The sequence below is a fragment of the Streptosporangium sp. NPDC048886 genome, assembly GCF_055586905.1.
Map to the genome: position 1 here is coordinate 113,405 of NZ_JBVJHH010000007.1, position 20,403 is coordinate 133,807.

At 70.4% G+C, this 20,403-nt stretch carries 16 protein-coding genes; 3 read left to right on the top strand and 13 right to left on the bottom strand.

Features of this window, described 5'->3' with window-relative positions; genetic code table 11:
* Position 1: 1 nt before the first annotated feature.
* From ACZ6R6_RS10595 to metH, 9 genes are all read right to left on the bottom strand, one after another.
* The gene (locus ACZ6R6_RS10595; RefSeq protein ID WP_470092076.1) at positions 2 to 1,681 is read right to left on the bottom strand and encodes an ABC transporter substrate-binding protein; all 1,680 of its coding nucleotides are present in this window, start codon (positions 1,679 to 1,681) and stop codon (positions 2 to 4) included.
* 247 nt (positions 1,682 to 1,928) lie between these two features.
* Positions 1,929 to 2,978, bottom strand: coding sequence for an ABC transporter ATP-binding protein (locus ACZ6R6_RS10600; protein WP_470092078.1), 1,050 nt, complete (start codon positions 2,976 to 2,978; stop codon positions 1,929 to 1,931).
* Positions 2,975 to 4,015 carry an ABC transporter ATP-binding protein gene (locus ACZ6R6_RS10605; RefSeq protein WP_470092080.1) on the bottom strand — a complete coding sequence of 347 codons (1,041 nt, stop codon included), beginning with the start codon at positions 4,013 to 4,015 and terminating at the stop codon, positions 2,975 to 2,977. The genes ACZ6R6_RS10600 and ACZ6R6_RS10605 overlap by 4 nt, the downstream gene beginning before the upstream one ends.
* Positions 4,012 to 5,025, bottom strand: a complete 1,014-nt coding sequence (locus ACZ6R6_RS10610; protein WP_306869063.1) for an ABC transporter permease — start codon at positions 5,023 to 5,025, stop codon at positions 4,012 to 4,014. Before ACZ6R6_RS10610 ends, ACZ6R6_RS10605 begins: the two co-directional genes overlap by 4 nt.
* 81 nt (positions 5,026 to 5,106) lie before the next feature.
* Positions 5,107 to 6,885 carry an ABC transporter substrate-binding protein gene (locus tag ACZ6R6_RS10615; protein ID WP_470092082.1) on the bottom strand — a complete coding sequence of 593 codons (1,779 nt, stop codon included), beginning with the start codon at positions 6,883 to 6,885 and terminating at the stop codon, positions 5,107 to 5,109.
* 59 nt (positions 6,886 to 6,944) lie between these two features.
* Positions 6,945 to 7,955 carry an ABC transporter permease gene (locus tag ACZ6R6_RS10620; protein ID WP_470092084.1) on the bottom strand — a complete coding sequence of 337 codons (1,011 nt, stop codon included), beginning with the start codon at positions 7,953 to 7,955 and terminating at the stop codon, positions 6,945 to 6,947.
* 265 nt (positions 7,956 to 8,220) lie between these two features.
* Positions 8,221 to 8,733 (bottom strand): cellulose synthase, encoded by a 513-nt coding sequence (locus ACZ6R6_RS10625; RefSeq protein WP_470092085.1) that lies wholly within the window; start codon positions 8,731 to 8,733, stop codon positions 8,221 to 8,223.
* A gap of 300 nt (positions 8,734 to 9,033) precedes the next feature.
* Complete coding sequence (locus tag ACZ6R6_RS10630) at positions 9,034 to 9,684, bottom strand: HAD family hydrolase (protein ID WP_470092086.1); 651 nt, start codon at positions 9,682 to 9,684, stop codon at positions 9,034 to 9,036.
* 21 nt (positions 9,685 to 9,705) lie between these two features.
* Positions 9,706 to 13,170, bottom strand: a complete 3,465-nt coding sequence (gene metH, locus ACZ6R6_RS10635) for a methionine synthase (RefSeq protein WP_470092087.1) — start codon at positions 13,168 to 13,170, stop codon at positions 9,706 to 9,708.
* Positions 13,171 to 13,265: 95 nt separating this feature from the next.
* Here metH and ACZ6R6_RS10640 point away from each other — a divergent pair, with 95 nt between their 5' ends.
* From ACZ6R6_RS10640 to ACZ6R6_RS10650, 3 genes are all read left to right on the top strand, one after another.
* Complete coding sequence (locus ACZ6R6_RS10640; protein WP_470092088.1) at positions 13,266 to 13,724, top strand: universal stress protein; 459 nt, start codon at positions 13,266 to 13,268, stop codon at positions 13,722 to 13,724.
* Between the two features lie 65 nt (positions 13,725 to 13,789).
* A complete protein-coding gene (locus ACZ6R6_RS10645) occupies positions 13,790 to 14,644 on the top strand; it encodes a PAC2 family protein (RefSeq protein ID WP_306869044.1) in 855 nt (284 codons plus the stop codon).
* Between the two features lie 287 nt (positions 14,645 to 14,931).
* Complete coding sequence (locus ACZ6R6_RS10650) at positions 14,932 to 15,453, top strand: hypothetical protein (protein ID WP_470092090.1); 522 nt, start codon at positions 14,932 to 14,934, stop codon at positions 15,451 to 15,453.
* On the opposite strand, the gene ACZ6R6_RS10655 is transcribed toward ACZ6R6_RS10650, so the two are convergent.
* The 4 genes from ACZ6R6_RS10655 to nirB all read right to left on the bottom strand — a co-directional run bounded on the left by ACZ6R6_RS10655 (position 15,357) and on the right by nirB (position 20,327).
* Positions 15,357 to 16,109: a sirohydrochlorin chelatase gene (locus ACZ6R6_RS10655; protein ID WP_470092092.1), complete on the bottom strand. Its 753-nt coding sequence runs from the start codon at positions 16,107 to 16,109 to the stop codon at positions 15,357 to 15,359. The two genes, ACZ6R6_RS10650 and ACZ6R6_RS10655, sit on opposite strands and share 97 nt — an antisense overlap.
* A gap of 34 nt (positions 16,110 to 16,143) precedes the next feature.
* Complete coding sequence (locus ACZ6R6_RS10660) at positions 16,144 to 17,313, bottom strand: uroporphyrinogen-III synthase (RefSeq protein ID WP_470092094.1); 1,170 nt, start codon at positions 17,311 to 17,313, stop codon at positions 16,144 to 16,146.
* Positions 17,314 to 17,434: 121 nt separating this feature from the next.
* Positions 17,435 to 17,788, bottom strand: coding sequence for a nitrite reductase small subunit NirD (gene nirD, locus ACZ6R6_RS10665; RefSeq protein WP_470092096.1), 354 nt, complete (start codon positions 17,786 to 17,788; stop codon positions 17,435 to 17,437).
* 91 nt (positions 17,789 to 17,879) lie between these two features.
* Positions 17,880 to 20,327, bottom strand: coding sequence for a nitrite reductase large subunit NirB (nirB, locus tag ACZ6R6_RS10670; RefSeq protein WP_470092098.1), 2,448 nt, complete (start codon positions 20,325 to 20,327; stop codon positions 17,880 to 17,882).
* Positions 20,328 to 20,403: the final 76 nt, after the last annotated feature.

A 20,403-nucleotide genomic window follows, 5' to 3' on the forward strand; every position in this document is an offset into this window, starting at 1 on the left:
GTCAGGACAGCGAGATCGCGGCGAAGACGTCGTTGAGCACCGGGCTCGGCACCCAACCCTGGACGTTCTTGGCCGCGGCCGAGAACGAGGGGCTCTGCGCGTACGGCACGCCCGGCACGAACTCGGCGATCAGCGCGTTCGCCCGCTTGTACAGCTCCTCGCGCTTGGCCTGGTCCGGCTCCCGTTCGGCGTCGTCCAGCACCTTGAAGATCGCCTCGTTCCTGAACGACCACTGGCTGGAGAAGGACTGGAACAGGGTGCCGAGGAAGTTGTCGGGGTCGCCGTAGTCGCCGTTCCAGCCGAGCATGTACAGCGGGCAGTCGCCGGCCTGGGAGATGTTCAGGTAGTCGGGGCTCCACGGCGAGGTCTTCGGGGTGACCTTGAAGCCGGCGGCCTCCAGGTCGGCCTTCATCAGCTGGAAGTTGCCGGCCGGGTCGACCATGTAGGCGCGGCTGACGCCGCTCGGGTAGCAGAACTCCAGCGTCGGGTCCTTCTCCCCGGACTCAGCGATGAGCTGCCGGGCCTTGTCCACGTTGTAGTCGTATCTGGTGAAGTCCTCGGTGTAGCTCCACAGGCTGTCCGGCATGAACGCGTTGGCGACCTTGGCCCCCGCGCCGTACTTGGTCTTCACCACGTTCTCGCGGTTGATCGCGTGGGCGATCGCCTGCCGGATCTTCTGGTTCTGCATGATCTTGGTCCGCTGGCTGAACCCGAGGTAGCCCAGGTTGAACGGGGCCCGCTCGATCACCTGCACCCCGGCGCTCTTGAGCGACTCCAGGTCCGCCGGGTCGGCGTAGTCGAAGGCGTGGACCGAGCCCGCGCGCAGCGCCTGCGCCCGGTCGGCGGCCTTCTCGATGGGACGGAATATGATCTTGTTGAGCTTGGCCTTCTCGCCCCAGTAGTCGTCGTTGCGGACCAGCTCCAGCTTGTCGCCGCGGGTCCAGCTGGAGAACTTGAACGGCCCGGTGCCGACCGGGTGCTCGGTGCCGAAGGTCCCGGTGAACTGCGGCGACTCGGCGGTCCCGCTCACCTCGTCGGCCTTGTAGTCCTTCAGCGCCTTGGGGCTGGCGATGCCGAAGGACGACAGCGTCAGCGCCGACAGCACCGCGGCGGAGGGCTCGGTGAGCTTGAGCTCCACGGTGCCGTCGCCCTTGGCCGCGCACCCGCCGTACAGGCTCTTGCCCAGGCTGTCGGACTCGTTCTTGGCGAAGCCCCGGAAGACGGTCACCCAGTAGTAGGAGACCGAGTCGGACTGCGAGAGCCCCGTGAAGTTGTACCAGCGCTCGAAGTTGGCGCACACGGCCGCGGCGTCGAAGGGCTCGCCGTCGTGGAACCTGACCCCCTTGCGGAGCGTGAAGGTGTAGGTTCTGGCGTCCTTGCTGACCTTCCAGCTCTCCGCCAGGCCGGGCACGATGCCGGTGCCTCCCTTCTCGGTCGCCACCAGCGTCTCGAAGATCTGGTTGGTCACCCGGGAGGACTCCCCGTCGCTGTGGTAGGCCGGGTCGAGGATGCTGGGATCGGCCGACGAGGCGAAGATCAGGGTCGAGCCCTTCGCCGCGTCGGTCGCGGTGGCTCCCGGCTCCGCACCGCCTCCACCGCCACAGGCCGCCGTGGAGACGGCCAGAGCCGTTCCCACGATCACCGCCGCCGTACCGCGCAGGGGCACACCGTCTCGTCGCATGCTGCACCTCATCGCCGTCTCGCGGCCGGGTCGCGGCCGTCATGCGGACCTACCTTGATCGCAGGATCCACGGGGAGGCCGGGGCTGACCAGCCCCGGCGAGAGGCTGTGGCGCAAATGTGACAGTCGCCGGTCAAGGGCGGCAATGGAGCGTTGCAAGACGCCGGAACGCCTCCGCCGTACGGCGGAGGCGTTCAGCGGGCGCTCAGGTCGCGCGGTTCACCGGCCGGATCGGCGCGGCTCGCCGCTCAGGCGGTCGCGGCCTCCACGGTCTGCTGGGCCGCCGGCGCGTTCTCCGGGAAGTGGCAGGCCACCTGGTGGCCGGTGGCGAGCTCGACCAGCGGCGGCTCCACCGTCTTGCAGACCGCCTGAGCCTTCCAGCACCGGGTGTGGAAGCGGCAGGCGGGCGGCGGGTTGAGCGGGCTCGGCACGTCGCCCTGGAGCCGGATGCGCTCGCGGTCCTTGCGCCGGGCCGGGTCGGGGACGGGCACCGCCGACATCAGGGCGTTGGTGTAGGGGTGCATGGGCGATTCGTACAGGGCCTTGCGGTCGGCCAGCTCGACGATCTTGCCCAGGTACATGACCGCGACCCGGTCGCTGATGTGCCGGATGACCGACAGGTCGTGCGCGACGATGACGTAGGTCAGGTCGAGCTCGTTCTGCAGGTCCTCCAGGAGGTTGACCACCTGGGCCTGGATCGACACGTCCAGGGCGGAGACCGGCTCGTCGGCGATGATGAGCTTGGGCTTGAGGGCCAGCGTGCGGGCGATGCCGATGCGCTGGCGCTGGCCGCCGGAGAACTCGTGCGGGTAGCGGTTGTAGTGCTCGGGGTTGAGCCCGACCAGCTCCAGGATCTCCTGGACCGCCTTCTTGGTGCCCTGCTCGGTCTGGATGCCCTGGATCCGGAACGGCGCGCCGACGATGGCGCCCACCGTGTGGCGGGGGTTGAGCGACGAGTAGGGGTCCTGGAAGATCATCTGCATGTCGCGGCGGAGCGGCCGGATGGCCGACTGCGACATGTGCGTGATGTCGTGGCCCTCGAAGACGACCTTGCCGCCGGTGGGCTCCAGCAGGCGGGTGATCAGGCGGCCGGTGGTGCTCTTGCCGCAGCCCGACTCGCCCACCAGGCCGAGCGTCTCGCCCTTGCGGACGTCGAAGCTGACGCCGTCGACGGCCTTCACCGCGCCGATCTGACGCTTGAGCAGGCCCTTGGTCACCGGGAAGTGCTTCTGCAGCCCCTGGACGGACAGCAGCGCCTCGGGATCGGTCACAGCCGCGCCCTTGTCATCAACCGTCACGTGCTCTCCATCATCGGCTTGATCTCGTTTTCCCAGATGGCCCGCCGTTCCGCGCGCGGCAGGTGGCAGCGGACCAGGTGACCGCCCTCGGTCTCCAGGAGCTCGGGCACCTCGGTGGTGGCCTTGCCACCGGTGCGGTCGTCGTAGGTGCACCGGGGGTTGAAGGCGCACCCGGCCGGCACGTTGATCAGGGAGGGCGGGGTGCCCTTGATCGGGAGCAGCCGCTCGGTGGGCTCGCGGTCCAGGCGGGGCATCGACCCCAGCAGACCCCAGGTGTAGGGGTGCTCGGGCCGGTAGAAGATGTCCTCGGCGGAGCCGTACTCGATGCACTTGCCGCCGTACATCACCAGGATGTCGTCCGACAGCTCGGCGACCACGCCGAGGTCGTGGGTGATGATGATCAGCGCGGAGTTGAACTCGCGCTGCAGGTCCAGCATCAGGTCGAGGATCTGCGCCTGGACCGTCACGTCGAGGGCGGTGGTCGGCTCGTCGGCGATCAGCAGCTCGGGGTCGCACGACAGCGCCATGGCGATCATGGCGCGCTGGCGCATGCCGCCGGAGAACTCGTGGGGGTAGCTGTCGACGCGCTTGTCGGGCTGCGGGATGCCCACCCGGCCGAGCATGTCGATCGCGTGCTTGCGCGCGACCGACTTGCTGACGTTGTGGTGGATCCGGTACGCCTCGATGATCTGGGCGCCGACGGTGTAGAAGGGGTGCATCGACGACAGCGGATCCTGGAAGATCATCGCCATCTTCTTGCCGCGCAGCGTGCGCACGTGGTCGCCGCTCGCGCCGACGAGCTCCTCGCCGTCGAGCCAGATCTCACCGGAGATCTTGGCCCGGCCGCCCTTGTGCAGCCCCAGGATGCCGAGGCTGGTCACGCTCTTGCCGGACCCCGACTCGCCCACGATGCCCAGGGTCTTGCCCCGGTCGAGCTTGAAGGACAGGCCGTCGACGGACTTGACCAGGCCGTCTTCGGTCGGGAAGTGGATGCGCAGGTCGCGCAGCTCCAGGAAGGAGTCGGGCGCAGTCGTCATGACAGCCTCACCCTCGGGTCGACCACCGCGTACAGGACGTCCACGATGAGGTTGGCCAGGACGATGAAGAAGGCGGCGAACAGGGTCACACCCAGCACGATGGGCAGGTCGTTGCCCCGGATCGCGTCGATGACCAGCTTACCGATGCCGGGGATGGAGAAGGTGCTCTCGGTGAGCACCGCGCCGCCCAGCAGCAGGCCGAGGTCGAGGCCGAAGATGGTGAGGATCGGGGTCAGCGTGGCGCGCAGGGCGTGCTTGGTGACCACCGTGCGCTCCTTGAGGCCCTTGGCGCGGGCGGTGCGGATGTAGTCTTCGCCCATCGTCTCCAGCATGCCCGCCCGGGTGAGCCGGGCGTAGAGGGCCGCGTAGAGGAACGCCAGGGTGATCCAGGGGAGCACGAGCGACTGGAACCACATGATCGGATTCTCGGTGAGCCCGATGTAGCTGCCTCCGCCGGGGAAGATCCCGAGCGTGTAGGCGAACACCGACAGCGAGACCAGGCCGGTGAAGTAGATCGGCAACGACACCCCGGCCAGCGCCACCGTCATGGCCGCGCGGTCGAGCGCGGTGCCGCGTCTCAGCGCGGAGACGACACCGATGCTGACTCCGACGGCGAGCCAGGTGATGGCCGCGCCCAGGGCGAGCGACAGGGTCGCCGGGAGCCGGTCGAGCAGCGTCGGCCAGACCGGCTGGTTGTTGTTGAAGGAGAAGCCAAAGCAGGGCGCCGGGCACTCGGCCTTCTTCGGACCGAGCGAGTAGTCCTGGCCGACGACGATGCCCTGGGCGAACCGGCCGTACTGCACGATGAGCGGGTCGTCCAGGTGGAGTCTCTTGACAGCGCCCTGGATCGCCTCGGGCGTGGCATCCCGCCCGACGTAACGCGACGCCATGCCCTCAGGGGTCTGTCCCAGGGCACGCGGGATGAGAAAGAAGATCGCGAAAGTGGCCACGCTGACGATGACGAGCATCAGCACGGCCGCGATCACGCGGCGGACGATGAAAGCGACCACGATCGTTCGGCCGGGGCGCCCGGGAGGATCGCTCCCGGGCGCCGTCAGGCCTTCACCTGCCTTTGGCTAGCTAGAGAAGGACTACTGCTTGACGCCGAGCCACGTGTAGTCGTACATGCCGTAGGCGGGGTGCACGTACACGTTGGTCAGGTTCGCGGGACGGAAGATCAGGGTCTTCTCGTAGACGAACGACATGAACGCCGCCGACTCCATGACCTTCTTGTCCACCTCGGCCCAGATCTCGTTGCGGGCCGCGGTGTCGGTGGTCTGGATGCCCTTGTCGAGCAGGTCGTTCACCGACTGGTCGTTGAGCTCCATCATGTTGTAGTTGCCGGAGGCCTTGACGAAGCGGCCGTCGACGATCTGCGACAGGAAGCCGAAGCCGGACGGCCAGTCGGCGCCCCAGCCCGCGATCATGATGCCCAGGTTGTTCTTGTGCACGAACTCCGGCTTGCCGGCGTACTGCGCGCTCCAGTCACCCGAGGGGTACTTCTTGATCGTGGCCTTGATGCCGACCCGGTCGAGCGAGGCCTGCAGGGCCTCGGCGACCTGGACCTCCTTGGTCCGGTCACCGCGGACCGCGATGTTGGTCGTGAAGCCGTTCGGCTGGCCGCAGGCCGCCAGGTGCTCCTTGGCCTTGGCCAGGTCGCCCTTGTGGTCGGCGCCGTTGGGGTAGAGGTCGAACTGCTTGTAGCCGACCGTGGTCGGGGTCATCGCGGTGGTGCCGATCTCGCCGCCGAGCGGGCCACCCCACGGCGCCTGGGTGGCGACCTTGTCGGTGGCGTACTGGACGGCCTTGCGGCAGTCGATGTTGTCGAACGGCTTGACGGCCGTCGACATCATCGCGTAGCGGTTGAAGGGCGTGAACGGGTTGTCCGTCGAGTCCTTCAGCTTGGGGTCGGCGACGATCTTGGCGCGGGCCGCGGTCTGGACACCGGTGCCGGCCAGGTCGACCTGGATCTGCCCGGCGAGCAGACGCTGGTCGATGTCCTCGGCGTTCTGCTTGAACTGCACCTCGATGCGGTCCGGCAGCTGCTTGCGGGTGGTGTCGGTGGCCGGGTCCCAGTTCTCGTTCTTCACGAGGTTGAACTGCTTTCCGACCTCGTGGCTCTCGATCTTGTAGGGACCGGTGGAGGCCACGGTCTTCTCGTAGTCGAGACCGGTGTCCTTGGCCTGCGGCACCGGCGCGGACTGCGGGTTGGCCGTCAGGAAGTCGAACTCGGCGAACGGGTCCTTGAGCTTGAAGACGACGGTGTAGTCGTCCGGCGTCTCGATACCCTTGAAGTCGTCGAGGTTCTTGTCCTTGTAGGGACCCTTGTAGTCACCGGCGTCGAGGTACTGGGCGAAGTACTTCGGGCCGTCGGTGAGCTCGGAGGTGAAGTTGCTGCGGGCGATGGCGTACTTGACGTCCGCGGCCTTGACCTCGGTGCCGTCGTCGTACTTGATGCCCTTCTTGAGCTTGTAGGTCCAGGTCTTGCCGTCTTCGCTCGGCACACCGGGGCCCTCGGCCAGGTCCGGGACGAGCTTGAGGCCCGCCTCGCCCGGCGCGGCGGCGTAGGTCATCAGCGGGCGGGAGTACAGACGCGAGAAGTTCCAGTTCCACGCGTAGTAGGTGTTACCCGGGTCCATGGAGTCGGGCTCGTCCGACAGGGCGAACTTGAGCGTGCCGCCCTTGGCGTCGGAGGCGTTGACGACCTTGGTGTAGCCGTCGTTGTGCTTGGCGCCCGATCCGGCGGCACCGGTGCCCTTGTCCCCGGAGCTCGTGTTGCCACCGCCACCGGCCGTGCCGCCGCAGGCGGCCAGACCCATGGTCAGCGCAGTGCCCAGCGCGGCGAGCGCCAGAGCGTTGGTCTTCCTCATCGTGGTTGTACACCCCTTGTCATGAGTGACGGTGATATAGAGGAGCGGAAGCGTTGCCGCTACCGGGCCCGAGGGTCGAGGGCGTCCCGGAGCCCGTCGCCCAGCAGGTTGAAGGCCATCACGGTGATGAAGATCGCGAGGCCCGGGACGATCATGAAGTGCGGGGATATCTGGTAGTAGTCCACCGCGCGGGTCAGCATGCCGCCCCAGGAGGCCTGCGGCTCGGCCACGCCCACGCCCAGGAACGACAGCGCGGCCTCGAACAGGATGTTCGTGGGGATGAGCAGCGTGGCGTAGACGAGGATCGGCGCGATGAGGTTCGGGAACATCTCGCGGAAGATGATGTAACGGCTGCCCGCCCCCAGGGAGCGCGCCGCGTCCACGAACTCGCGCTCGCGCAGCGACAGGGTCTGGCCACGCACGATGCGCGCGATGTAGGGCCAGTTGAAGAAGCCGATGATGAACACGATCACCGCGATCCGCAGGCCGTTGCCCTCCAGGCCGAGCGCCTGGTCGGGGACGGCGCCGACGATGGCGATCGCGAACAGCAGCAGCGGGAAGGCCAGGAAGATGTCCATCAGGCGGCTGATGATGGTGTCGGTCCAGCCGCCGAAGTATCCCGCGAGCACGCCCAGCAGCGAGCCGAGCACCACCGAGACCAGCGTGGCGAGGAAGGCGACCAGCAGCGAGATCTGCGCGCCGGACAGGATCCGGGCGAAGATGTCGCGGCCGTTGACCGGCTCCAGGCCGAACGGATGCTCCAGGCTGATGCCGCCCCAGGCCCCGGTCGGAGCGCCGGTCAGCGGGTCGACGAGGTCGTTGTTCGGGATGTTCGGCAGGTCGCCGAACAGCGCGATCAGGCCACCGAAGGGACGCTCGGCGAAGACCGCCACCAGCGTCAGGAAGACCACGACGAAGGCGCCGATAATCGCCGCCTTGTCGCGTTTGAGGCGTATCCAGGCGATCTGGCCGAGCGAACGGCCTTCGATGGCCTTTCCGCCCGCCCCTTGAAGCACGGCCTCCGGCTGGGCCTCCATGGCCTGCCCGGAGACGTCAAGCGGTGCGGTCATACAGTGGCCCCCTGGATCCCAGACGACGTTGTCCGATGGACGCGCCCCCCGGGTCGGGGGCCCGCATCCTGAGTCTACGAGTCCGTTTCACGGCCTCGTGACGCAGAATCTATGGGCTGATCTGCGCTGACTAGTCCCCTGGGGCGCTATGTGGCTCAACTGTGATTCACGTGCAATTCATTTGTTTTGATCTTGAGGCGAATGTCCGTAAGCCGTCTTGCTTCTGTCTCGGATTCGTGACATTGCACTGGAAGGTGACTGAGCGTCACCCGATCCCGCGGCGCTTGAGAATGGCTTCGATATCGGAGAAGTCATCGTCCGCGGCCGGCTTGCGGGCAGGCTCGGGCTGCTTGCCGGCGGGCGCGGCCGGGCGCTTGGGGAGCGGCTGTGTGGCGGCCTGGCCGGCCGTCACGGGCCTGCCCGGCGCGGCGGGAGGCGCCGCCGCGGGGGCCGCGGGCGTGGCGGAGGCGGCCGTACGGCGGCCCCGCAGCACGCCGGTGACCAGGAACAGCACCAGGGAGAGTCCGGTCACGGCCACCCCGGCCCACACCATGGGGCTGAACACCGCCCCGGCGAAGAATCCGACGACCGCCGTGCCGATCTGCCACAGGGTGGGCAGCGCACCGGTCAGATAGGCCGCCAGCGGCAGCAGCGACCAGGCCACGCCGCGCAGCCCCGCCACGACCCCCCGGCGGCGCATCGACAGGAAACTCAGCACCAGCCCCACCCCGGTCACCCCGGCGCAGAGCGGCAACCACGCGATCTGGTCGAACGACATAGCGGACCGCCCCCTCGTATCGGCTTACCGGTTCCATCCTGGCACGCCCCACCGGGACGGTCCCTCCTCCTTGGGGAGGGATCGTCCCTTAGGATCCGGCGGGACCGTCCCCTAGGGGACTCCCAGGCGCCCGGGTCGCGGAGGGAACGCGGGCGCCCGGCCGTGAAGACCCTCGGGCGCCGCCCGGTGCCCGGCCACGGGGCACCGCCCCACCGTCTCGCCGCCGAGCCGCACGGGGCACCGCCCGGCGGCCCCACCGTCTCGCCGCCGAGCCGCACGGGGCACCGCCCCGGCGTCCGGTCAGGGTTCCCGGGCCGACAGCTCCCGCAGGACGTCGACGTCGATCTCGCGCAGGGAGTCGACGACGAGGCGGCCGGGCGCGGACGGGATCGGCAGCACGCTCGGCACCGCCACCACCCGGCAGCCCGCGGCGGTGGCCGAGGTCACCCCGTTCGGGGAGTCCTCCAGCGCGACGCAGCGGGCCGCGGCCACGCCCAGCAGCCGGGCCGCCGTCAGGTAGGGCTCCGGATCGGGCTTGGTCCGCGCGACGTCGTCGCCGGTCACCACGTGGTCGAAGTTGCCCCTGCCGATGCCCTTCAGGCACGCCTCGGCGATCGGCCGCACCGAGGAGGTGACCAGGGCGGTGCGCAGGCCCGCCCGCCGTACGGCCGCCAGCAGCTCGGCGGCGCCGGGCATCAGCTCCACGCCGTCGGCGAGCCTGCCGGTCATGCCCTCCAGCATCCAGGTCGCCACCTCCTCCGGGTGGGCGCTCGCCCCGGAGACCCTGAGCATGTAGGCCACGGTGGACGGCATCGAGCCGCCCACCAGGTGCTCCTGGTCGGCGGGCCCCCAGTCGCCGCCGAGCCGTTCCATCACCTCGGTCTCGACCTGGAACCAGATCTTCTCGCTGTCGACGAGGAGCCCGTCCATGTCGAAGAGAACCGCGTCCATTCCCCGGAGAACCCCTTACGGTCAGACGTTGAAGTAGTTGGCCTCGGGGTGGTGGACGACCAGTGCGGACGTCGACTGCTCGGGGTGGAGCTGGAACTCCTCCGACAGGTTCACCCCGATCCGGGAGGGGTTGAGCAGCTCCATGAGCTGGACCTGGTCCTCCAGGTTGGGGCAGGCGGGGTAGCCGAAGGAGTAGCGGCAGCCGGTGACGTTGACCTTCAGCATGTCCTCCAGCGACTCGTCACCGCCGATCCCCAGCTCGCTGCGGACCCGCGCGTGCCAGTATTCCGCGAGCGCCTCGGTGAGCTGCACCGACAGGCCGTGCAGTTCGAGGTAGTCGCGGTAGGCGTCCTTGGCGAACAGCTCGGCGGCGGCCTCGGAGACCCGGTTGCCCATGGTGGCCACCTGGAAGGCGACCACGTCGACCTCGCCGGAGTCCTTGGACCGGAAGAAGTCCGACAGGCACAGGTGACGGTCACGGCGCTGGCGCGGGAAGGTGAACCTGGTCCGCTCGTTGCCCGCGTCGTCGAGGATGATCAGCGAGTCGCCGTCGCTGACGCACGGGAAGTAGCCGTAGGCGACGGCCGCCTCCAGCAGGCCCTCGGTCTGCATCCGCTCCAGCCACATCCGCAGGCGCGGCCGGCCCTCGGTCTCGACGAGCTCCTCGTAGGAGGGCCCGTCGCCGCCGCGCGCGGCCTTGAGGCCCCACTGGCCCATGAACGTCGCCCGCTCGTCCAGAAACGCGGCGTAGTCGGCCAGCGGGATGCCCTTGACGATCCGCTCCCCCAGGAAGGGGGCCTTCGGGACAGGGTTGTCGGCGGCCACGTCGGAGCGGGCGGGCAGCTCCGCCTCCGGGGTCCGCACCAGCGTCGCGCCGGTCCTGACCCGCCGCTCGCGCAGCGGCGGCAGGCTCGCGCCGGCCTCGCCGCGCTTCACGGCCATGAAGGCGTCCATCAGGCGCAGTCCCTCGAAGGCGTCGCGGGCGTAGCGGACGTCGCCCTGGAACAGCTCGGCGAGGTCCTGCTCCACGTAGGCGCGGGTCAGGGCGGCGCCGCCGAGCAGGACGGGGAAGCGCTGGGAGATGCCCCGGGAGTTCATCTCCTCGAGGTTCTCCTTCATGATGACCGTGGACTTCACCAGCAGCCCGGACATGCCGATGACGTCGGCGTTCTTCTCCTCGGCCGCCTCCAGGATCGTCGACACCGGCTGCTTGATGCCGAGGTTGACGACCTCGTAGCCGTTGTTGGACAGGATGATGTCGACCAGGTTCTTGCCGATGTCGTGCACGTCGCCCTTGACGGTCGCCAGCACGATGCGGCCCTTGGTCTCCCCCTCGACCCGGTCCATGTGCGGCTCCAGATAGGCCACGGAGGTCTTCATGACCTCGGCGGACTGGAGCACGAACGGCAGCTGCATCTGCCCGGAGCCGAACAGCTCGCCGACGGTCTTCATGCCGTCGAGGAGCACGTCGTTGACGATCTCCAGAGCCGGCCGCCGGGCCAGCGCCTCGTCGAGGTCGGCCTCCAGGCCCTTGCGCTCGCCGTCGACGATGCGGCGCTTGAGCCGCTCCCACAGCGGCAGGCCGAGCAGCTCGGCGGCCCGGTCGGCCTTGACCGAGGCGGCGTCCACGCCCTCGAACAGCTCCATGAACCGCTGCAGCGGGTCGTAGCCCTCCCGGCGGCGGTCGTAGACCATGTCCAGGGCCACCTGGCGCTGCTCGTCGGGGATGCGCGCCATCGGCAGGATCTTGGAGGCGTGCACGATGGCCGAGTCGAGGCCCGCGTTGACGCACTCGTTGAGGAAGACGCTGTTGAGGACGATGCGGGCGGCCGGGTTGAGACCGAAGGAGATGTTGGACAGGCCGAGCACGGTCTGCACGCCCGGGTAGCGCCGCTTGAGCTCGCGGATGGCCTCGATCGTCTCCACGCCGTCGCGGCGGGTCTCCTCCTGGCCGGTGGCGATGGGGAAGGTGAGGGTGTCGATGAGGATGTCCTCGACGTTCATGCCCCAGTTGGCCGTCAGGTCCTCGATGATGCGGGTGGCGACCCTGACCTTCCACTCGGCGGTGCGGGCCTGGCCCTCCTCGTCGATGGTCAGCGCCATGACGGCCGCGCCGTGCGCCCGGACCAGCTTCATGATCTTGGTGAAGCGCGAGTCGGGGCCGTCGCCGTCCTCGTAGTTGACCGAGTTGATGATCGCCCGGCCGCCGATCATCTCCAGGCCGGCCTCCAGGACCGCGGGCTCGGTGGAGTCGAGCACGATCGGCAGCGTGGAGGCGGTGGCGAAGCGGAAGGCCAGCTCCTTCATGTCCTTGACGCCGTCGCGGCCCACGTAGTCGACGCAGAGGTCGAGCATGTGCGCGCCGTCGCGGGCCTGGGAGCGGGCGATCTCGACGCACTCCTCCCAGTTCTCGGCGAGCATCGCCTCGCGGAAGGCCTTGGAGCCGTTGGCGTTGGTCCGCTCGCCGATCGCCAGGTAGGAGGTGTCCTGGCGGAAGGGCACGTGCTGGTAGAGCGAGGCGGCCCCGGACTCGGGGCGCGGGCGGCGGGGGGCGTGCTCGTTGCCGCGCACCCGCTCGACCACCTGGCGCAGGTGCTCGGGGGTGGTGCCGCAGCAGCCGCCGACCAGCGACAGCCCGAAGGACCGGGTGAAGTTCTCGTGGGCGTCGGCGAGCTCGGCGGGGGTGAGCGGGTAGTAGGCGCCGTCGGCGGTCAGCTGGGGCAGGCCCGCGTTGGGCATGCAGGACAGCTGCAGGCGGGCGTGCCTGGACAGGTGGCGCAGGTGCTCGCTCATCTCGGCGGGGCCGGTGGCGCAGTTGAGGCCGATGACGTCGACGCCGAGCGGCTCGATCGCGGTGAGCGCGGCGCCGATCTCCGAGCCGAGCAGCATCGCGCCGTTGGTCTCCACGGTGACCTGGGCGATGACCGGCACGTCGCGGCCGGAGTCGGCGATGGCCCGCTTGGCCCCGATGACGGCGGCCTTGACCTGGAGCAGGTCCTGGCAGGTCTCGATGATCAGCGCGTCGGCGCCGCCGGCGATGAGGCCGGCCGCGTTGTCGTAGTAGGCGTCGCGCAGCACGCCGTACGGCTTGTGCCCGAGGGTGGGCAGCTTGGTGCCGGGGCCGATCGAGCCGAGCACGTAGCGGGGGTGGCTGGTGGCGGACCAGTGGTCGGCGGCCTCGCGGGCGACCCGGGCGCCGGCCTCCGACAGCTCGTAGGTCCGCTGGGAGATGTCGTATTCGCCGAGGGCGGCGAGGTTGGCGCCGAAGGTGTTGGTCTCGACGCAGTCGACGCCGACCTCGAAATAGGCGTCGTGCACGGCCCGCACGATGTCGGGACGGGTGACGTTGAGCACTTCGTTGCAGCCCTCGTGACCTTCGAAGTCGTCCAGGGTGACGTCGTGCGCCTGCAGCATCGTTCCCATGGCCCCGTCGGCGACCATCACGCGCTCGGCCAGGACTTCACGGAAAGACGGTCTGCTAGTCATGAGAGAAAGCTTACTGGGAAGCGCCCAGACGTTATTCTTCCTGATTGTTCTTGTAGTAATTGCACTAACGGTCCAATTACCCTGCGAGGCGATCGATGGCGTCCTACCGCACCGTTGTCGTCGGCACCGACGGCTCCCCCTCCTCCTTCCGCGCGGTCACCTCGGCCGCCTCCCTGGCCGCCGCGACCGGTGCCACCCTGGTCCTGGCCTGCGCCTACGCCCCCATGCGGGAGCGTGAGCGCAGCGCGGCCGCCGACGCCCTGGGCGAGCTGTCCTACAAGGTGAGCGGCTCCACGCCCGCCGACGACGCCCTGCGCGCCGCCCGGGAGCACGCGGTGGCCGCCGGCGCCCGGACGATCGAGCTGGCCGCCGAGGAGGGCGACGCGGTGGACGTTCTCGTCTCCCTCGCCGAGCGGCGCGGGGCCGATCTGCTCGTCATCGGCAACCGGGGGCTCAACAGCCTCGCCGGGCGGCTGCTGGGCTCGGTGCCCTCCAGCGTCTCGCAGCGGGCGGGCTGTGACGTGCTGATCGTTCACACCACTTCCGGAAGGTGACGTAAAGGCCTCCTCAGCGCATAGGCTTAGCCGGATAGTAAGGCGAGCCCAGAAGGAGGCGGCGCGTGATCGAACTCGAGGGTCTACCCGAGCTCGTCGACCCGGTGCTGATCGCCGCGTTCGAGGGGTGGAACGACGCGGGCGAGGCCTCGAGCGGAGTCATCGCCCACCTCGAGGACGAGTGGAAGGCCACCCCGCTGGTCTCCCTCGACCCCGAGGAATACTACGACTTCCAGGTCACCCGTCCCATCGTCGAGATGGGTGAGGGGCTGACCCGCTCCATCACCTGGCCGACCACCAAGCTGTCGGTGGCCCGGCCGCCGGGCCTGGACCGCGACGTGGTGCTGCTGCGCGGCATCGAGCCCAACATGCGGTGGCGCGCCTTCTGCGAAGAGATCATCGTGGTCTGCCGCGAGCTGGGGGTGGAGCTGGCGGTGCTGCTCGGCGCGCTCCTCAACGACTCCCCCCACACCCGCCCGGTGCCGATCGTGGGCTCGGCGACCGACGAGGGCCTGGCCCGGGCGATCAACCTGGAGCTGAGCCGTTACGAGGGGCCGACCGGCATCGTCGGCGTCCTCCAGCACGCCCTGGGGACCGCCGGGATCCACGCGGTGTCGCTGTGGGCGTCGGTGCCGCACTACGTCGCCCAGCCGCCCAACCCCAAGGCCACCCTGGCGCTGCTCAGCCGGATGGAGGACCTCCTCGACATCCCGATGCCGCTGGGCGCCCTGGCCGAGGAGTCACGGGCCTGGGAGCACGGCGTGGACGAGCTGGCATCACAGGACAGCGAGGTCGCCGAATACGTCAAGGAGCTGGAGGAGCGCAAGGACGCCGCCGAGCTGCCGGAGGCGAGCGGCGACGCCATCGCCGCGGAGTTCGAGCGCTACCTGCGCCGCCGTGACCGTGACGGCGACAGCTGAAGCACACAGCACACCGTTATCTCTGTTCGCTCCCTTTTCCAGCGGTTCCCGGCGATAATCGGTGCCCACCCGGTCCGCCCGACTCGCACCGACTTGGAAGACCGGCCGGCAACAATTGCACACCCAGGAGAAACACGGCTCTGTAAACATCGGTGATCCGCGCCATCACCATGACGCACATTGTCCATGTGACTGCGCACGTTAGGGCAACCATGGCGACTCCACAGCTCGACCCTTACCAGAAAGCTCAGGAGACGCGACGCCGCGTTCTTGAGATGGCCGTATTCATGAAACGCGAGGAGGGCGAGAGCTCCGCCCCATACGCATACCTGCGGGGCAACCAGCCCGGACATGCGGTCGACATGTTCCTCGCCCTGCTCCAGGACCGGCTCCCGGTCTGGCTCCGCATCCTCGACGACCTGATGCACCTGGTCGGCAAGGGACGGGTCAGCGACAACCTGCTGCCCATCGCCCGCGCCGGCATCGACTACTACGCCGAGGTCCAGGCGGCGGCGCTGCCCGCCTTCAGCTCCCCCTCGGTCACCGTCCGCTTCCGCGAGGCGCTGCGCGACACCGAGATCGGCCCGATGTCGGAGGTCGTCCCGCTGACCGAGTATCTGGCGGCCGAGCAGCGGGCGGGCCGGGTCTCACCCGAGGTCGACCCCCTCGCCAGCGCCCGGCTGCTGCTGGCCGGATGCCTGCGCCACGCCTACTACGAGATGCTCGTCGGCGCCGACAGCCTGCCCTCGCGGGACACCAGCGCCGAGGAGATCGTCCGCGAGCTGCGGCTGGACCTCCAGCGGGCCTGATCGCACCGGGCCCAGATCAGCGCGGCCAGGTCGGCGTCCACCCCCAGCGGGGCGCTGACCAGGTCCGCGCCGGAGGACTCCAGACGGTCCTGGAAGAAGCCGGGGGCCACCAGATAGGAGGCCACCGCGATCCGGGGCGCCGGGCCGGAGCGCAGGCGTCGCAGCGCCTCCTCGATCGAGGGGGTGCCCGTCGCGGCGAAGGCCGCCGTGACCGGGCGCGACAGCCGCACCGCGAGCAGCCGGGCCGCGGCCCGGACGTCGGCCAGCGCGGCCGGGTCGGAGGAGCCCGCCGCGCCCAGCACGACCGAGTCGGTGGGCCGCAGCCCGCTGCCCGCCAGCCTCCTGGCCAGGATGGCGGCCAGCAGCGGGTCCGGCCCGAGCGGGGCCGCCACCAGCGCGTCGGGCCGGGCCCCGGCGACCACCGAGGGCAGGTCGATGTGGACGTGATAGCCGCCCGCCAGCAGCAGCGGGACCACGACCACCGGGCCCGGCAGGCCGGGGAGCGTCTCGGCCAGCAGGGGTGAGCTGATCTCCAGGAAGGCCGTTTCGACCCGGCTGCCCGGGCGGGCCCGCCGTACGAGGTCCCGCAGCCCGGTGATCGTCTCCTCCCCCCGCGCGCTGCGGGTCCCGTGCCCGGCCAGGACCAGCGTCGTCACGTCCCCTCCCGGCCGGGCCGTGCGGCGCGCCCTCTCACACGACCCCGTCGCGGTCGCAGGCCAGCCGGTAGCCGCGCTTGACGACCGTCTCGACGATGCCGGCGGGGCCGAGGGCGCGGCGCAGGCGGGTGACGGCCATCTCGACGGCGTGCTCCGCCGAGTCGCGCGACGGGCCGCCGGGGAGCACGGTGCGCAGCTCGGCGCGGGCCACCACGTGGCCCGGCTTCTCGGCCAGGCGCTTGAGCACCGCCATCGGGGCGGGCGGCAGCGGCTTGAGCTCGCCGTCCACGGCGACGGCGTGGCCGCGGATCTCCAGCGGGTGGCCGCCGGCGACCAGGCGGGTGACGCTGTGCTCGGGCAGGTGCCGGGCGAGCGTCCTGGCCAGCGCGCCGAGCCGGGCACGCTCGGGCTGTACGGCGGGCACCCCGCGCGCCAGCAGCGGTCCGGCCGTGACCGGGCCCACGCAGGCCGCGACGACCGGCCCGGCGAAGGCCGCGACCAGGGCCTCCTCCAGACCGTCGGCACGGGCCGCGCCGAGCATGGCCAGCACCGCCGGGGCGCTGGTGAAGGCCACCGCGTCCACCCCGCCGGAGATCGCCTGGCTGATCAGGCGGCGCAGCGGCGAGGTGTCGCGGTAGGGCAGCCACCGGTAGACCGGGACCTCGATGACCTCGGCCCCCGCCTCCCGCAGCGCGGCCACGAACCCGGTCAGCGGCTCCCCGTGCAGCTGCACGGCGATGCGGCGGCCCCGCAGGTCCTGGGCGAGGAGATACTGCTTGACCTCCTCGCACGACTCGGTGGGCGGCGTCCAGTGGTCGTTCAGCCCGGCGGCCCGGACCGCGCCGCGCGCCTTGGGCCCGCGGGTCAGCAGCCGGGCGGCGGTCAGCCGCGCCGCCAGCTCCCCCGACAACCCCCAGCCCTCGGCCGCGGCCATCCAGCCCCGGAACCCGACCCCGGTGGTGACCACCACGTCGTCGATCGGGCCCGCCAGGCTGGCCCGGGTCGCGGCCAGCAGGTCGGCGTCCTCGGCCAGCGGCACCAGCCGGATCGCCGGCGCGCGCACCACTCTGGCGCCCCGGCGCTCCAGCAGCGCGCAGAACTCCTCACTGCGCCGGGTCGCGGTGACCCCGATCGTGAATCCGGCCAGCGCGTCGGGCGCGGTCTCCGGGGACCCCCCGAGGCCGTCCGCAAGGGCGATGCTCATCTGTCGTCCACCACTCCTCGTCCGGCGCGCGGGCGGCCCGTCCCCCGCCGGCCGCTCCGCTCGCCGCGCCGGGCCGCCGGCGCGCTCGTCCGTCGCCCGCCCCGTCGGGCTGTCTGCGGGGTCACCTCACGCTCACCTCCACCGCGCCGCCGGCGACGCGGACGGGATAGGTCGGCACTGCCGTCGCCGGATCGTCCAGGCACGCACCGGTGACCAGGGAGAAGACCTGCTTGTGCATGGGCGAGGCGACGCTGGGCTCACCCGCCCGGGTGCCGACGATCCCCCGGGAGAGGACCTGGGCGCCGCTGAAGGGGTCCCGGTTGCCGATGGCGAACAGCTCGCCGTCGAAGGTCCGGAACAGCGCGATCTGGTGGCCGCCGACGAGCGCGCAGGCACCGCGCTCGGGCAGCAGGTCGGTGTAGGCGCAGACCGGGATCCAGCCGGTCTGCGTCACGGTCTCGCTCAGGACGGTCATGGTGGAGTGCTCCTCCCATTCGGGGTTCGTCGGTGGGTCCGGGCGTCGGGCCGGGGCGGGGCGGACCCCGGCCCCGGCCCCGGGCGGGGCGTCAGGGACCGACCGCCTCCAGCGGGATGAGGACGGGCTTGATCTGGTCCCGCTCGGCCGTGAAGGCGATCGACGGGTCCGGGGTCCCCGGCGCGTTGACGAAGGAGACGAAGCGCCGCAGCTTGTCGGGGTCCTCGATGGCGTCCCGCCACTCGTCGGCGTAGGCGGCGACGTGCCGGGCCATCTGGGCGTCCAGGTCGGCGCAGATCCCGAGCGAGTCCTCCAGGACCACCTGCTTGACGTAGTCCAGGCCCTGCCCCTCCAGCCAGGCCGAGGTGCGCTGCAGGCGGTCGGCGGTGCGGACGTAGAACATCAGGAACCGGTCGATGGTCCGGATCAGCTCCTCGCTGCTCAGGTCCGCGGCGAACAGGTCGGCGTGCCGTGGGGTGAACCCGCCGTTGCCGCCCACGTAGAGGTTCCAGCCCTGCTCGGTGGCGATGACGCCGAAGTCCTTGCCCCGGGCCTCGGCGCACTCGCGGGCGCAGCCGGAGACGGCCGACTTCAGCTTGTGCGGCGAGCGCAGGCCCCGGTAGCGCAGCTCCAGGGCGATGGCCATGCCGACGGCGTCCTGCACGCCGTAGCGGCACCAGGTGGAGCCCACACAGGACTTCACCGTGCGCAGTGCCTTGCCGTAGGCGTGGCCGGACTCGAAGCCGGCGTCCACCAGCCGTTTCCAGATCAGCGGGAGCTGCTCCACCCGCGCCCCGAACAGGTCGATCCGCTGCCCTCCGGTGATCTTGGTGTAGAGGCCGAAGTCGCGGGCCACCTCGCCGATCACGATCAGCTTCTCGGGAGTGATCTCCCCGCCGGGGATGCGCGGCACCACCGAGTAGGTGCCGTTGCGCTGGATGTTGGCCAGGAAGTGGTCGTTGGTGTCCTGCAGGGCGGCCTGCTCGCCGTCCAGGATGTGCCCGTTGCCGAGGGAGGCCAGGATCGAGGCCACGACGGGCTTGCACACGTCGCAGCCGCGCCCGGTGCCGTGCTCGGCGATGAGCTGGGAGAACGTCGTGATGCCGCGCACCCGGACGATGTCGAACAGCTCGGCCCTGCTGTGCGTGAAGTGCTCGCACAGTGCCTTGGAGACCTCGACGCCGGACTTGATCAGGATCTGCTTGAGCATCGGGACGCAGCTGCCGCAGGTGGTGCCGGCGCGGGTGCAGTCCTTGATCCCGGCCACGTCGGTCAGGCCCTTGTCCGCGATGGCCGCGCACACCTGGCCCTTGGTGACGTTGTTGCAGGAGCAGACCTGCGCGTCGTCGGGAAGGTCCATGCTCGCCGGGCCGCCGGTGAACAGCAGCTCGCTGGGCGCGCCCGGCAGGTCCCGGCCGACGAAGGGCTTGAGGGTGTTGTACGGCGTGGCGTCGCCGACGCAGATGCCGCCGAGCAGGGTGCGGGCGTCGTCGCTGACGAACAGCTTCTGGTAGACCCCGCCCACCGGGTCCATGAAGGTCACGTCGAGGGCGCCGTCCATGGCGCCGAACTGGGCGACCTCCACTCCGAGCAGCTTGAGCTTGGTGGACAGGTCCGCGCGGGCGAAGGCGGCCCCGCCGCCGAGGACACGGTCCGCGGCGACCTCGGCCATCGTGAAGCACGGCCCGACCAGCCCGTAGACCACGCCCTCGTGCAGGGCGCACTCCCCCACCGCGTAGATCGCCGGATCGCTGGTGCGCATCCCGTCGTCCACGACGATCCCACCGCGCTCGCCGACCTCCAGCCCGGCCTGCCTGGCCAGCTCGTCGCGCGGCCGGACGCCCGCCGAGAAGACCACGATCTGCGCGTCGATCGTCTCCCCGTCCGGCTTGACCAGGCCCGCGACCCGCCCGTCCGGCCCGGCGACGATCTCCTCGGCCCCGGCCTCGGTGTGCACGCTCAGGCCGAGGGCCTCGATGTGGCCCCGCAGGACGGAGCCGCCGCCCTCGTCCACCTGCCGGGGCATGAGCCAGCCGCCCATCTCCACGACATGGGTCGACAGGCCCAGCCCGCGCAGCGCGTCGGCGGCCTCCAGCCCCAGCAGGCCGCCGCCGATGACGACGCCGCTGCCGGCGTGCGCCGCGGCCTCCCTGATCGCGTCCAGGTCGTCGATCGTCCGGTAGACGAAACAGCCCGGAAGCTCCCTGCCGGGCACCGGCGGCACGAACGGGCTGGACCCGGTGGCCAGCACCAGCACGTCGTACGGCTCCACGTGACCGTCGGCGGTGGTCACCTTCCGGCCGACCCTGTCGATCCCGGTGACCCGGGAGGCCAGCCGCAGCACGACGCCCTCCGGAACCGGGTAGGTGAGGTCCTCGGCGCTCCTGCCGGTGAGATAGGAGGTCAGCGCGACCCGGTCGTAGGCGGGCCGGGGCTCCTCCCCCAGAACGGTGATCCGGCCGTCGAACCCCTTGGCGACCAGTGCCTCGACCAGCCGACTGGACGTCGGCCCATGCCCCACCACTACAAGACGTGACATGGTCGCGCTCCCCTCCTCATTCGCTCCGCGGCCCGCTCGTTCCTCGCGGGACACTCCACTCACTGCGTCGGCTCGC

Bases quoted from the DNA above. Each gene is read 5' to 3' on its own strand.
- ACZ6R6_RS10595 (WP_470092076.1), bottom strand. From the start codon at position 1,681: ATGCGACGAGACGGTGTGCCCCTGCGCGGTACGGCGGCGGTGATCGTG.
- ACZ6R6_RS10605 (WP_470092080.1), bottom strand. From the start codon at position 4,015: ATGACGACTGCGCCCGACTCCTTCCTGGAGCTGCGCGACCTGCGCATC.
- ACZ6R6_RS10615 (WP_470092082.1), bottom strand. From the start codon at position 6,885: ATGAGGAAGACCAACGCTCTGGCGCTCGCCGCGCTGGGCACTGCGCTG.
- ACZ6R6_RS10620 (WP_470092084.1), bottom strand. From the start codon at position 7,955: ATGACCGCACCGCTTGACGTCTCCGGGCAGGCCATGGAGGCCCAGCCG.
- ACZ6R6_RS10625 (WP_470092085.1), bottom strand. From the start codon at position 8,733: ATGTCGTTCGACCAGATCGCGTGGTTGCCGCTCTGCGCCGGGGTGACC.
- ACZ6R6_RS10630 (WP_470092086.1), bottom strand. From the start codon at position 9,684: ATGGACGCGGTTCTCTTCGACATGGACGGGCTCCTCGTCGACAGCGAG.
- metH (WP_470092087.1), bottom strand. From the start codon at position 13,170: ATGACTAGCAGACCGTCTTTCCGTGAAGTCCTGGCCGAGCGCGTGATG.
- ACZ6R6_RS10640 (WP_470092088.1), top strand. From the start codon at position 13,266: ATGGCGTCCTACCGCACCGTTGTCGTCGGCACCGACGGCTCCCCCTCC.
- ACZ6R6_RS10650 (WP_470092090.1), top strand. From the start codon at position 14,932: ATGAAACGCGAGGAGGGCGAGAGCTCCGCCCCATACGCATACCTGCGG.
- ACZ6R6_RS10660 (WP_470092094.1), bottom strand. From the start codon at position 17,313: ATGAGCATCGCCCTTGCGGACGGCCTCGGGGGGTCCCCGGAGACCGCG.
- nirD (WP_470092096.1), bottom strand. From the start codon at position 17,788: ATGACCGTCCTGAGCGAGACCGTGACGCAGACCGGCTGGATCCCGGTC.
- nirB (WP_470092098.1), bottom strand. From the start codon at position 20,327: ATGTCACGTCTTGTAGTGGTGGGGCATGGGCCGACGTCCAGTCGGCTG.